Origin of the sequence: Sphingomonas natans (genome assembly GCF_030546695.1) — a bacterium.
Taxonomy (GTDB): domain Bacteria; phylum Pseudomonadota; class Alphaproteobacteria; order Sphingomonadales; family Sphingomonadaceae; genus Sphingomonas_I; species Sphingomonas_I natans.
Genome location: NZ_JAUOTP010000005.1, coordinates 340,110 through 352,389, shown reverse-complemented (window position 1 = coordinate 352,389; position 12,280 = coordinate 340,110). Strand labels below are relative to the sequence as shown.

Below are 12,280 nucleotides of genomic sequence, written 5' to 3'. Positions count from 1 at the left end.
AAGCGCGTTCCTATTATGTTCGCGGCCATGCAGGCAACGGCTTTCGAGTCCGATGCGCCGTTGGGCGCTAGACGCGCTGTCATACGACGCGACGCCGTCGACGGAAGTCCCGAGCTCGTCGAACTGGCCTGGGGCCTTGCGGCGGCGGATCCCAGCGAACTTCCGTTCCGCTTCGTCCGCTCCGAAGGCAGGACTTTCCCAACGCACCGCTGCCTGGTGCCGGCCTCCGAGTTTCATGTAAGCTATCGCGACCGCCGTTATCGTTTCACCCTCGAGGACGGAAACTGGTTCTACCTCGCCGGTATCTGGCGGCCATCCGTCCGCGGGTTCCCCGAGGCCTATGCGATCCTAACCGTCGCGGCGAACCCCGAGGTCGCCCGATATCAGGACCGCCAGGGCGCGCTGATACGGCGCAACCGGCATCTGCACTGGCTCGATGGCACGTTGCCGGAGGATGAGATCCTCCAGACGCCGCCGCCGCGGACGTTCCTCTGCGAGGAGATCGATCCGAAGCCGGAGCTGACATGCTTGGGTCTCTAGGGACCGCGGGATGCCTGTCGGCGAGTCCGCTGCGGCGCTTAAATATCGCGCCGAGGTGCAGGAGCGTCGTCGTCACGTTGGTGCGACCCGGGGTGCATCGCGCTGCAGGAACGGGTCTGGGCCATTGTCGTTTCCTTGGGACAAGCACGATGTCGCTTGAAACCGAGGAAAAGAATGATGGCGGAGAAGCAGGGGCGTGGCAGCGCGACCGCGCAGAAGGCGAATGCCAAGGCCGCCAAGGACGGCAAGACGAATCCGCGGACATCTTCCGCTGCCCAGGCTGAGCTCGGCAGGAAAGGTGGGAAAGCCGCCGCGAAAAAGTAACGGTCGTTGGCCGGGTCGGTCGCGACAAAAGACCCGAAATGGGCGCCGAAACGTTATCCTCCGCATGGCGGCGGTCGCGGCGCAGCCTACATGATGCGCATGGTTTTCTCGCATCTCGTCGATCCGCCCAGGCTTGTCTCAGGCGGCGTCCTGTTCACGATGGACACGCACGATCTGCAGCGGACGGTGTGCGTCACCGACGCCGCGCTCGCCCTCTTCGCGCCTGCCGCCGAGGAAGCTCGCCATCGGCTACGCTATGTCATGGAGAATATCGAAGCCTTGACCATCATTGCGAAGCGCAAGGCGATTTCGAGGGTACCGGAACTCGTCGTCATCGATGCATCGGATGCCCAATCGAGCGGCGGGCCAATCCGGGCGGACGCGGTGGACTAGCATCGGCACCATTTCTCATTGGGTCCGCGAAAGCGGCTTCGGATCAGGGAAATTAGCCAGAGACGATTAGCGCGTTCGACCCACCGCTGCGCAAGGTCCGGCACCGCGGGACGTTTACGGGACTGTCGGTCCGCATCCCCGCGTCCGGCATGGGGAGGAGCGCGGCTGGGTCTCCATGCCGCGCTCCGACCGGCAGCACTCAGTCCCGCGCTGCTTCGGGCAGCCTGTCCTGTCGTCGATCGGCACCGCGCGCCGTCAGGACCCTGCATCCGTATTGCGGCGCACGAGGCTCTCATACCATTGCGCGTAGCAGCTATTCTTGGCCATTCGTCGGTTGAGATCGGGAGCGCCATCCGTCCACCAGGGAGGTCCCCGCTCACCGAGCGCCATTTTCGCCCTATGGACGGCATCGTGCGCCGCCGCCGCTGCTGCGGCATCGCCCATCCGCTCGGCCTGGCCGACGGCGCGCCGGGCGGCCATCAGCGCGTTCACGAGCTCCTGCCGCCGATCAGGCGCCAGGTCGGGGTTGGCGGCACGCCACAGTCGCCCCCGCACGACAATATAGCGACCGTCGGGCGTGAGCGGCGGAGCGGCCGCGTCGGTGGCTTTCATAGGCTCCAACGGCGCGGTGCGGCGTTGTGCGGACGCCGTCGGTTCGCGGATCTTGATCCATCCGGGCGCATGATCGCGGGTCGTCTCCCGTCAGCGGACGTGACGGTCCACTTGAGCGTCCTCGCGCCTCTTTGCCAAGTGCGGACGCGGCAAGAGCGGATCGACCCGAAGGCCGGCGTCTCGTTCATGGTGGCCGCAGGACGATGCATCGCCCACCGCATGGTGCGTGCAGGCGGTGACGAGCGCGTCCGCGGCTGAAAGCGCAGGTGGGTGGGACGAATGAGCAGGGAGACGCTTCCGCGGCGGGGCGAATGAGGCGCGCGATACCCCGATGGGCGCCGGCGCGCGGGTGATGAGGACAGCGCAAGAGAGGAGAGGGGGCTTTGGCGGGTGTCGCCTCGGATGGTCCGGAGCGACGAACGTCGAAGGATCATGTCATGAATATCGGTGAGTTCAAGATGAGCAATGGTCGTCTGCTGGGGTCGATCGCGACCCGGACAATCGATCTGCCCCGACTGGGTCTGCGCCCGGTCGAGAGCAGCAACGACAAGGCGCCGACCTATGAAATCGTCGCGCTCAATGTCGGCAATCGCTGGGTCCAGGTTGGCGCCTTGTGGGAAGCCGTCGCCAACAGCACCGGCGAAACCTTCCTCCAGGGCTCGATCGATGATCCGAGCCTCCCGGAGCCGCTGCCGGTCGCTCTGTTCGGCACGGATCAGGACGGCATGCGCGTCGCCTGGCGACGGCCGCAACGGCGCGACGACTTCGGTCCCGCGATCCGCACGAGCCGACGCGAGGGACCCGAAGAGCCCGGCGGCTTCGGCGACAGCACCGCCGGCGCCGACGGACAGATGATGGGTGGGGGCGCGCCGTTTGGCGACGAGGTGCCCTACTGATCCATCACATGCGGTCGGGGGGCGCTTGGCAACAAGCGTCCCCCGTCTTCTGTCCCGTTTCAGGAGATGTCCGATGTCCCATGCCATCCGTCGGTTCGCGGATCTGCGCGACCTCTATGCCGCAACCATCGCCACCCCCGAATTCCAGGCGGCCTTTGGCGATCCCATGCCGCTGTCGATCCTCGAGCCCGGCGACGGCCCCGGCGAATATGCGATGCCCGAGCCCGTCGCCGCGCAAGCCGATTGCGCCGCCATCATCGCCACGCTGTTCGACCTGTTCTGCGACACGCGGCTCGAGCCGCTCGCGCCCGACATCGCCTGGGGCTTCGTCAATTCCTTCCACTTCGTCGCCGGCAAGCTCGCCCGGCGCGAGGACGCGCTCGCCGACGAGATTGGCGAGATGGCCCGCGCGCAGGACCAGAGCGAGGTGTTCGTGCGCCAACTCGAGGACCGACAGCTTCTGTGCCGCAGCCTCGCCGAGCAGCGCGACGCGCTCGAATGCATGCGCGACTACGCCGCCGAAATGTACCGCGCGCTGTCGGGCTGGCCCTGGTCGCCGGCCCGCGGAACCCGTGCGTCTTCGGCCTCATCAGCAAGCCAGATCGCGGCACAGGATTTTCTACGCGAGCGCGCCTTGGCCGCGCGCGAACGCCATCTGCCGCAGGGCCCGATCATCGTCTTTTCAGGACCGGCCGTCTGGCATGACTGGGCGCCGATCTGGGAGCGGCTCGACCAGATCCGCGCGCGCATACCGCACATGACGCTCGTCACGACCGGACAGCGCAAGGGCGCCGATGCGATCGCGGCCGCCTGGGCGGCGCGCCCCGAAATTAACGTGCCTCTGGTCGCTTACGGTCTCTACGGGACGGGGCGCAAAGTCGCCTTCACCCGCAACCGCAAGCTCGCCGAGCTGAAGCCCGCCGAGGCGCTCTTGTGCGAGGGCTCGGGGCTCCAGGCCAATCTCTACCAGCTCCTGCGTGCCGGCGGTGTGCCCATCCACGCGTTCCGCCGGGCGGACCAGGCGCCGCACCCGATCGACCGGCTCGCCGGCGCTCGGTCGGTCGCCAGCGTCTCTGTCGCGGAGGGGGCAGGCCATGGCCATTCCTGAACCCTATCGGCGCAATTTCGACACGCTCCTGCGCGCCGCCGCCGAGGGCAATCTCGCGCTGCTGGAATGCACCGACGCGCACACGGGCGGGACGCGCTACGTCATCTGCGCGGTCGGCCGCGCGAAGAAGGGAGACTTTATCCTGACGCCCTTCGGCCATCTGTGCGACGACAATCCGTTCGACCAGTATCTGCCACCGTCAGGATAAGACGCCAGTCCAACTTCTCACGCGGTCGCCTCTCGCAGGCGGCCGCTTTTGTTTGGGGCTTCGCCCGGCGCCCAGTGGCGAGGTGCCGCTCTGTGTCTTGCCTTGGCGGAGGCATCGAGCCCCCGCCAAGGCAGCTCTTTCTCTCTCTCAAGTCGTCTTAGCGTGGCACGGGGCCGCACCGGCCTCAAGGACGACGGGGCCCCACCATTTTGCTTCGCAAAATCGTGACCCCCATCGCCGCTGCCGCGGTCGGGCATGCGCCCGATCCTTGACCCCGCCGCTCGGAGCCCGTGCCGAATTGGGGACCTCTTGAACGAAGGAGGTCATCATGACGATCAGCCGCTCCACGCACCATTTCGCCGACATTGCCGACCTCGTCGCCGCCGAGGCGCACGAGCCCAGCGACACCTACCGGACCGCCTTTGCCGAGACCGTCCCGACGGTCAGGCTGGTGGCCAGCGACGAGACGATCACGGTCGGCATGCCCGACGCCCGACAGATGGAGCTGGGCGTCGACTTGCTGGTGGCGACGCTCTTCGATCTCCTGCGCGACACGCGGCTGGAGGCCATCGCCGACCGCCTCGCCTGGGGGATCGTCCACAGCTTCCACAAGGTCGCCGGCCAGCTCGATGGAGAAGCGGACCGGGCCGCGCGCCAAGTTGGGGAGCTTGCCCGGGACAATGATGGCAGCGAGATCGCCTCGACCGAATTGGAGGAGGCGCAGACCTTGTGCCACGGGCTCGACGAGGCGCGCGAAGCGGTGGCGTGCATGCGCGACCATGCCGTCCAGATCTACCATTCCGAAACCGGACGGCCCTGGTCCGCACCGCGCGCGACCCTCGTCTCAGGCAAGCGCACGGCCTCGGTGATTGCCGCCCAGGATTTCCTCGCCGCGCGCCGCCAGCGCCGCACCGAAGCGAACGCACCGACCGGACCGCTCGTGATCGTCTCGGGCGGACAGATCTGGGAGGATCATGCCCAGATCTGGGACCGGCTCGACCAGATCAAGGCGCGCATTCCGACGATGGTGATCGTCTCCACCGCGCAGGACAAAGGGTGCGATGCGATTGCCGCGGCCTGGGCCGCATCACGCCGGGTCAAGCTGATCGCCTTCCATCTGGATCGCCGGCTGGGACAGCGCGCCGGCTTTGCCCGCAACGAGGCGATGCTGAGATTGAAGCCCGTCGAGGCTCTCGTCTGCGAAGGGTCGGGGCTCCAATCGCACCTGGCGCGGATGGTGCGGCAAGCGGGGGTGCCGGCGCACTTCCTGCCGCGCATGGGACAGGCACGTCGTGCCTGAACCGCCGCGATTGCGCGGGCAGGGGGAGCCCCTGTCCGCGCTTTTTTTGTCGGGCGGGGACAGGTCGGCGCGCTCGGGAGCCCGGCCTAGCGGCCGGGTCCGTCGCCCGCCGACGCGGCGTCCTGTCCGGACGCCGGCCGACTGCGCGCGGCTTGGCCGTGCTCGTCGCTGGGTCGCCGTTCCGGCGAGATTTTGGTGGAAGAAAGTGCAGGGGGCAACGCCTTGAGCGCGGCAATCGACGCCGCTCCACCGACCCGGATGGCGTGCCCGATCAGCTCGCGAAACTCGCGCTCGGACAAAGTCTCGATGGCAAGATCCGCGACCAGCTGGCCATAGCCCGCGCGCACCGTCTTGCGGACCCGGTCCGCCTCCTGGGCGAGGGCGCGCTGGTCTGCCTCGAGTTTCGCGAGACGCTCGCGTTCCGTCAATTTGGGCATGATCGTCTCCGTCAGGAGGTCTGCCCGCCGCGCCCCTTATCGCGTCTGCGCGTGAGGCGAGCAAGATGCCGATAGGCCGGCGTGCCGCCGGCCGAAGAACAAGACCCTACCGGGAAGCCCCGCGCCTTCCGGCACGAGGCGGCGCAGCGGGCAAGCCGCTGCGAAAGACTGGACGCACGGCCAGGGCCGTTTTGTAATGCACCGTACGCACGGGTGCTGCGGCGCATCTGTCGAGTGGAATCAATGGGTTACCGCAGTCGGACGTGTCGGACGGACGCGCCGCAATCTGTCTGACATGTCACTCCGGGGCTCGGCGCGGGCGCATAAGTTCTTGATCTTGCCTCGGCCTCCGCGTCAGACATGGCCGACACCGGGCTCCGGGCGGCCCTGATTGAAATCCGGACGGCACGGCCCATATCAGGGTCCTAGCGTCGCCTGCGACGGAATGCTGTCGCCGCTCCGCGCTGCCGGATTTCCCTTTCGCGCTTCATCGGCGCCTGACCATTCGGTCCGGCGCCTCTTCGTGAGAGAGAGTCCCAGATGCCCGTCGGCACCGTAAAATTTTTCAACGGCGTCAAAGGCTTTGGCTTCATCACGCCGGACGGCGGCGGCAAGGACGATTTCGTCGATGTCGCGGCTGTTAGCAAAGCGGGATGGGCCACGCTCAAGCAGAGGCAGAGGATCGAATATGATCTCGTTGCCGACGAACGGGGCAAGGACAGCGCCGTCAATCTGCAGAACCTCCGCCGGTGATGACCGGCTCGCCCCGCGCGAGCCGTCAGTCGAAAATGGCGGTCGCTGCGGACGAAATTGCGACGCTAGAATAACGCAACACATGCTCGCGGGCCGGACGGCTCGCCCAAGGACTTTATGCACAATCTCAATTCTACCAGGACGCCCGAACCACGGCGCCGGCTTTCGCTTTCGCACCCCTCCGGCCCATCGGCCGATCTGGCATCTCGCTACCCCAAGTCGACGTTGTCACGCTCGGAGCTGCAGCGCATCGTTGCCGACATGGTCGGCTAAGCCCACCGCCGCCACTTCCACCACCTGGAGGGCCTCCAAGCCGCTCTTTGTCGTTGGTCCGCCCTAGATTTCGAGCGTTCGCCTATATTCCATGACGGTCGCGGCGGCCCTAATGACGGAGCATGAGCAAGGTTATCGTCGCCGCCCTCCAGATCGGATCCGACTATGCGGGCAAAGCCGCAACCCTCCACAATATCCTCGGCTTCGAGGATGCCATTGTGGCATCGGGTGCTCGCCTCGTGGTCCTCCCGGAGGCGGTTCTGGGCGGCTACCCGAAGGGCGAAAGCTTCGGGACCCGGCTCGGCTTTCGGCTCCCCGAAGGGCGCGACGCCTTTGCGTATTATTTTGATAATGCCGTCGACCTCGACGGACCAGAGCTGGAAGCGCTCGCCGCACTCAGCAGCCGAACCGGCGCCACTTTGGTGGTTGGCGTGATCGAACGGGCGGGATCATCGCTCTTCTGTACGGCGGTCTTCATCGAGCCTGAGGGCGGGGTGGTGGCCAAGCATCGCAAGTTGATGCCAACCGGAACCGAGCGGCTCATCTGGTCCCAGGGCGACGGATCCACCATGCCGGTCGTGCAGAGCGCCGCTGGCAAGCTGGGAACTGCGATCTGCTGGGAAAATCATATGCCGCTGTTCCGGACCGCCATGTACGCCAAGGGCGTCGAGATCTGGTGCGCGCCGACGGTCGACGAGCGCGACATATGGCGCAGCTCGATGCGCCATATCGCGCATGAAGGCCGCTGTTTCGTCATCAGCTGCTGCCAGGTCCAACCGTCGCCCGCCGAACTTGGCCGGGATGTAGAGCATTGGGACGCGGGCCGGCCGCTGATCGGCGGGGGCAGCATGATCGTCGGACCGCTGGGCGACGTGCTCGCAGGTCCGCTGGAACGCGAAACCGGGCTGCTGGCGGCGGAAATCGATACCGAGGATCTCATTCGTGCGCGCTACGACCTCGACGTCACGGGACACTATTCGCGGCCCGATATCTTCAGCCTGCAGATCGATGAGCGATCGCGAAACGGCACCACGTTCATCAACGAATAGCTCGACGCCGGGACTAAAGATCGTTCACGAAAGGGCTATTAATCGGCGCTTCCATTGGACTGGAGCCTGCGCTGCTATGTAAATCGCGACCTTAGATGCGCGACTTCCCCCGCATGCGTTGAGGTTGTGGCCGACTGACTGTGCCCGCACAACAGCCACCCGCGAGCTGACATGAATGACCCAAAGGCGGACATTCAGACCCGCCACCGCGCTCCCCGAAACCGGACGTTGGTTCAGGTGCTCCTCTTTGTCTTGAACTGGGCCGATTGCCGACTGGCAGGTTTTCAGCGACGACTGAAGAAAGCTGCCTTTCAGCGTACGACGGTGTCTATGAAGACCCGTTGGGACGCACTCACTCGACGAACATCCTCCGAAAGCAGGCTGTCATATATTGTACCGCGCCACTCGCCAGATGCCTTCCTAAACCTTAGAATCTCGCGGTGAACGAAAATGAAGAAGATCAGATAGATTTTGAAGCATTATTGAGGGCAATGGCGCCGCCGACGACGCCTGCCGACGCGCTCGCGCTCGACGACGCATTGGAGAATTCCCTCGCCGGCTTCGATCAGCTCCAACTCGTTATCGCCATCGCCGGGCTTCAGACCGATCCGGCGTTCCAGGCCAATGCGATCCGCTTCGAATGGCTGACCCGTCTCGCGCTCGCCTGCTGTCGCGGCACCCGTCGTCCAAGCCTTGCTGACCTGAACCGCCTGCTGAACGCTGGGCTCGCCGCTTCCCGAATTCCGCTGCTCGAGGATCCAATCGAGGACGTCCTGGTTGAACCGGTCTGTACCCAGCGGGGCGCATTCCTGATCTTCACCGGCGCCTGGGAGAAGGCCGGCTTTTGCACCGAGACGGTGCTGGGCGCCTTCTCGATGCTGCCGGAAGGCGAACCAAGGGGACAGGCGCTCAATCATGCCTACGCCCTGCTCGCGCTGTCCGACGCGCTGGTCCGGCGTGCCGGCCTCCCACGCTTCACGATAGGCGGCGGCACGCCAAAAGGCCGGGTCAAGGCGCCCGACCGAGAGTCCCTCGAAGCACTGTCTCGGCGCGTGGTGTTCACCTGGCACGACCTCGCCGATCTCGGGATCGACGCCGGGCTGCTCACGCCGTTCGTGCTCGACCCGGCCAACTGGTCCGGTCTTCGCGAACAGGAGCCGGGAGCATCGATGCTCGAATTCCGGCCGCTGCTGCTTGTCGAGGAAGGCGTGGTCGTGGCGGCGCCGGGCAATCTATCGACCGCGGTCCGCGCCCTGTTAATCGACACCGCGATCACCGGCGGTATGAACAAGCGGCTGCGCGTGAACCTGCTCGCCGCGCAGTCCACGCTCGTCGGCCAAGGCGGGCTGGTCCGGGGAGAGGGACCGGTGCAACCGCTGGCAAACGGCTTCGCACGCGAGAGCATCTCGGAATTGTCGCTCGGCCGCTACGTCCATGCGCTCTTCGTGATCGAGGATTTCGGGGCATTCCCCAAGGACGCCTTCACCTTCGCAACCGACGTCGACCCCGCCTTCGGCACGGCAATCGCCGATGCGATCGTGGCGGCGCACCATCACGCCGTGTCCCAGCCCGGTTTCCGGCAGGGCGTGACCTTCCTCTTCCTTGCAGGATGGGGTTCGGGATTGAACCTAGAGCTCGATCTACCCGCCTTGCCCGGCTGGCAGGTCATTGCGCTCTCGCCACACGACGGCCTGCTGCTCGGTGCCTGCGACGATGCGACCGCCAAGGACCTAGCTTGGATGGACCTGCAATTTCACGTCGTCCGGGGAATGGGCTTCGAATTTGCGGCCGATAACGGCTTCCTCAACCGCTTCCAGCTCTGGCGAAACACCGACCACGCTTTCATCCCGGTCGAGGAAATCGAAGCCAGGCCGCCGATCCGGGTTTCCTACGATAGCAATCTGATGCTGCAGGCGCGCCGCGAGGCCTATCTCGCCTGGGACCGGCGCTCGCTGCTCCGGCCGGGCGGCGTCCACGCCACTGTGATGCGGATGAGCCCGCGCACTTTGTTTGAGGAACGCCAGCCCATCTACGCCTCCTATACGGCGGTGCAGCTTGGCCGGATTGCCTCGGCGGTCGTCATCGACGACTGGTATCCGGTCTGGTTCGAGCTGGAACAGGATCCCGACGACGCCCGGCACGGCGACGCCTTCGAGACGTTCAAGGCAATGCTCGAATGGGCGGGGCGCGTGCTGCCGGCGGCATTGATGTCGCGCATAGCGCCGGATACACAACCAATCGCGATCGGCCTAATCGTGCAGTGGCCCGCTGAAGGCAATGCCGTGCGAAGCCCGCTCGCGGACGATGTGATAGCCGCCTCCGTGCGCGTCACCTGGGACGACAGCAAGGGAAGAGCGCGGATCACGCTTGGACCCCATTGGCAAATCGGGCTGCAGCGCCCCGATAACTATGCTGAGGCCGCGCTGGCGGCTGCGGTCCTCGACGTGGTCCGCGCGCATGCCGGCGTGCCGGGCTCCAGCGACGGGATCGTCGAGGTCCGTGGGATCCTTGGAAGCAATGACGCCCGCTGGCGTCATGCCATAACCGTCAACCGGGTCATCGAAGCGCTGAAGGCCTATGGCCTGGTGCAGCAATTCGAGCCGATCCCCGAGTCGGTTTCGGCGCTGGTGCGGACCGGAATCGGCTGGGCGACCCGCGAGCGCGATGAGGGGCCGGTCATTTCCGGCAAGGCGGCATGCCGCGCCTTTCTCGACGAACAGGCCGGGCTGCTGCTTGCGTCGCTGCGTGCGGGTGTTCGCCGTTTCCGCCGGGAGACGCTGGTCACAGCGGCGCTCGGCGCTGTGCAGGCTGCCCAGGCCGACGAACGCCATTGGGGTATGTCCGCGCGGGCGCTCCGCGCCATCCACGGCGATGGCAGCGATCGCCGAGTGAGTTTCGAGCGGCACGCTGGGCTCAACGTCGCCCTTCGCGCATCGACGATCGTCGCCGAGCTCGCCCAGGCCGAATGCCCCGCGCTGAAAGGGCTCGCCGTCGGCACGATGGACCTTTCGGAACTCCAGGCGCACGCATTGCTCTATTTCGAGACTATCGACATGATCCCCGCGATCGAGGCTGGACGGCTCGAACCGGTGCTGCGGATCAGCCCGACCGGCATCATCATGCGCGATCACGGTTTCGAGGAAAATACGATCCGCCGCACCGTTCGGGTCGTCCATGAAGCGCAGCGCGACCGGGCCGATCGTGACTATGGCCGGCGCATGGTTAATGGCGACGTCGACGAGGCCGCCCCTCCTTCGGCCGGTACCGATCCCGCACTCCAGGCAGCGGTGCTGGCCGAATATGGCGTGCCGCTGGACGGTTTCGTTGGCCTGGCGCAGACGTGCTGTGACCTGGCGGTGGAGCGCGGCTCCGGCATAGTGACCCTACCCCGCTCCGAACTGGCGGGACAGCTCGCCATCGCGACCGGCCAGGCGCCGGAGACGATCGCGCAACTGCTCGATCGCCTCATCCTGCCGCACCGGAACAGCTGGGACGATGTGCCATCCGGCGCAACTGCGCGCGACTTCGACCTGGGCAAGCTCGACCGCCGCTTCTCGCCGATCGGGCGTCCCTTGCTCGCGCTCGACGCCGAACCCGATCCCTTGCTGACGGTGGCGCCGGGCTTGGTCGAGCGTTGCATCCTCCACAATCTCCAAGGCGCCATCACCGGCATTCTGCAGGGCGATTTCTGGACCTCGTCGAGAATGCGCAGCTATGTCGGCGAACGCGGCCGGATCGAGGGCAACGAATTCAACGATACCGTCGCTGAACGGCTCCGCGGGCTTGGCCTGACAGCCTATGCCGCAGCCAAGCCCGCTTGGTGCTTCAATCACAAGAATACGCCCGATGTCGCCGAGCTTGGAGATTTCGACGTGCTGGCGCTCTCGCCAGATGGCAGCCGCGCCTGGATCGTCGAGGCAAAGGACCTGAAGCTGTGCCGCACCATCGGCGAGACCGCGCGCCGGCTGACCGACTATGAAGGCCGCATGGTCGCAGGCAAGCCAGATAAGATGCTGCGCCACCTACGACGGGTCGCCTATGCCCGTGCCCATGCCGCAGATCTCGCGCGGCGCCTCAAGCTCACCCAAACGCCAGTTGTCGCCGGCCTGCTCGTCGTGAACGCGCCGCAACCGATGGAGGCGATGCGGACTGACGACAACGAGGATGCGCGCGTTGTTATGCTGTCTGATTTGGACCAAGTTACTTGGTTCTAGCGGTGCTGGGCTAAAGCCGCCGCCTGCGGCATCGATCGATACCCCTGACTGTCGTTCGCGACCGCAGTGGGGTGGGACGGCCCGCTCCTACCGTCCAATTACCCAACCCCCAATTGATATAGGGGAAGAGAAGGCGCTTGTGTGTGAGCTGCCTACAGCCATTAACGGGCAAA

At 65.9% G+C, this 12,280-nt stretch carries 12 protein-coding genes; 10 read left to right on the top strand and 2 right to left on the bottom strand.

Translation table 11 applies throughout. From position 1 onward, the window contains the following. Window positions 1-15 precede the first annotated feature (15 nt). From Q4F19_RS13325 to Q4F19_RS13315, 3 genes are all read left to right on the top strand, one after another. Complete coding sequence (locus tag Q4F19_RS13325) at window positions 16-540, top strand: SOS response-associated peptidase family protein (protein WP_303543311.1); 525 nt, start codon at window positions 16-18, stop codon at window positions 538-540. Window positions 541-717: 177 nt separating this feature from the next. Further along, entirely contained in the window at window positions 718-864 is a 147-nt protein-coding gene (locus Q4F19_RS13320) for a hypothetical protein (RefSeq protein WP_303543309.1), read from the top strand. A gap of 6 nt (window positions 865-870) precedes the next feature. Then, the gene (locus tag Q4F19_RS13315; RefSeq protein ID WP_303543307.1) at window positions 871-1,257 is read left to right on the top strand and encodes a hypothetical protein; all 387 of its coding nucleotides are present in this window, start codon (window positions 871-873) and stop codon (window positions 1,255-1,257) included. A gap of 255 nt (window positions 1,258-1,512) precedes the next feature. Here the strand turns inward: Q4F19_RS13315 and Q4F19_RS13310 are convergent, their stop codons facing one another. After that, on the bottom strand, window positions 1,513-1,869 hold the full coding sequence (locus Q4F19_RS13310) for a hypothetical protein (RefSeq protein ID WP_303543306.1): 357 nt from the start codon (window positions 1,867-1,869) through the stop codon (window positions 1,513-1,515). A 437-nt stretch (window positions 1,870-2,306) separates the two neighbouring features. Here Q4F19_RS13310 and Q4F19_RS13305 point away from each other — a divergent pair, with 437 nt between their 5' ends. The 4 genes from Q4F19_RS13305 (at window position 2,307) to Q4F19_RS13290 (ending at window position 5,381) form a co-directional block, all read left to right on the top strand. Next, entirely contained in the window at window positions 2,307-2,765 is a 459-nt protein-coding gene (locus Q4F19_RS13305) for a DUF736 domain-containing protein (RefSeq protein ID WP_303543304.1), read from the top strand. Window positions 2,766-2,838: 73 nt separating this feature from the next. Continuing rightward, the gene (locus Q4F19_RS13300) at window positions 2,839-3,873 is read left to right on the top strand and encodes an SLOG family protein (protein ID WP_303543303.1); all 1,035 of its coding nucleotides are present in this window, start codon (window positions 2,839-2,841) and stop codon (window positions 3,871-3,873) included. Next, the gene (locus Q4F19_RS13295) at window positions 3,860-4,081 is read left to right on the top strand and encodes a DUF6117 family protein (protein WP_303543302.1); all 222 of its coding nucleotides are present in this window, start codon (window positions 3,860-3,862) and stop codon (window positions 4,079-4,081) included. Before Q4F19_RS13300 ends, Q4F19_RS13295 begins: the two co-directional genes overlap by 14 nt. Window positions 4,082-4,409: 328 nt before the next feature. Further along, window positions 4,410-5,381, top strand: coding sequence for a DUF2493 domain-containing protein (locus tag Q4F19_RS13290; RefSeq protein ID WP_303543301.1), 972 nt, complete (start codon window positions 4,410-4,412; stop codon window positions 5,379-5,381). An 86-nt stretch (window positions 5,382-5,467) separates the two neighbouring features. On the opposite strand, the gene Q4F19_RS13285 is transcribed toward Q4F19_RS13290, so the two are convergent. Further along, a complete protein-coding gene (locus Q4F19_RS13285) occupies window positions 5,468-5,818 on the bottom strand; it encodes a hypothetical protein (protein ID WP_303543300.1) in 351 nt (116 codons plus the stop codon). Window positions 5,819-6,358: 540 nt separating this feature from the next. Here Q4F19_RS13285 and Q4F19_RS13280 point away from each other — a divergent pair. From Q4F19_RS13280 to Q4F19_RS13270, 3 genes are all read left to right on the top strand, one after another. After that, window positions 6,359-6,571: a cold-shock protein gene (locus Q4F19_RS13280; RefSeq protein ID WP_303543299.1), complete on the top strand. Its 213-nt coding sequence runs from the start codon at window positions 6,359-6,361 to the stop codon at window positions 6,569-6,571. 395 nt (window positions 6,572-6,966) lie between these two features. Further along, window positions 6,967-7,893, top strand: coding sequence for a carbon-nitrogen hydrolase family protein (locus tag Q4F19_RS13275; RefSeq protein ID WP_303543298.1), 927 nt, complete (start codon window positions 6,967-6,969; stop codon window positions 7,891-7,893). A 491-nt stretch (window positions 7,894-8,384) separates the two neighbouring features. Beyond that, window positions 8,385-12,107 (top strand): hypothetical protein, encoded by a 3,723-nt coding sequence (locus Q4F19_RS13270; RefSeq protein ID WP_303543296.1) that lies wholly within the window; start codon window positions 8,385-8,387, stop codon window positions 12,105-12,107. The last annotated feature ends 173 nt before the right edge of the window (window positions 12,108-12,280 follow it).

What these genes read in the sequence shown, in the direction of transcription:
- Q4F19_RS13325 (WP_303543311.1), top strand. Translation starts at nt 16, where the DNA reads ATGTTCGCGGCCATGCAGGCAACGGCTTTCGAGTCCGATGCGCCGTTG.
- Q4F19_RS13320 (WP_303543309.1), top strand. Translation starts at nt 718, where the DNA reads ATGGCGGAGAAGCAGGGGCGTGGCAGCGCGACCGCGCAGAAGGCGAAT.
- Q4F19_RS13310 (WP_303543306.1), bottom strand. Translation starts at nt 1,869, where the DNA reads ATGAAAGCCACCGACGCGGCCGCTCCGCCGCTCACGCCCGACGGTCGC.
- Q4F19_RS13305 (WP_303543304.1), top strand. Translation starts at nt 2,307, where the DNA reads ATGAATATCGGTGAGTTCAAGATGAGCAATGGTCGTCTGCTGGGGTCG.
- Q4F19_RS13300 (WP_303543303.1), top strand. Translation starts at nt 2,839, where the DNA reads ATGTCCCATGCCATCCGTCGGTTCGCGGATCTGCGCGACCTCTATGCC.
- Q4F19_RS13295 (WP_303543302.1), top strand. Translation starts at nt 3,860, where the DNA reads ATGGCCATTCCTGAACCCTATCGGCGCAATTTCGACACGCTCCTGCGC.
- Q4F19_RS13290 (WP_303543301.1), top strand. Translation starts at nt 4,410, where the DNA reads ATGACGATCAGCCGCTCCACGCACCATTTCGCCGACATTGCCGACCTC.
- Q4F19_RS13285 (WP_303543300.1), bottom strand. Translation starts at nt 5,818, where the DNA reads ATGCCCAAATTGACGGAACGCGAGCGTCTCGCGAAACTCGAGGCAGAC.
- Q4F19_RS13280 (WP_303543299.1), top strand. Translation starts at nt 6,359, where the DNA reads ATGCCCGTCGGCACCGTAAAATTTTTCAACGGCGTCAAAGGCTTTGGC.
- Q4F19_RS13275 (WP_303543298.1), top strand. Translation starts at nt 6,967, where the DNA reads ATGAGCAAGGTTATCGTCGCCGCCCTCCAGATCGGATCCGACTATGCG.
- Q4F19_RS13270 (WP_303543296.1), top strand. Translation starts at nt 8,385, where the DNA reads ATGGCGCCGCCGACGACGCCTGCCGACGCGCTCGCGCTCGACGACGCA.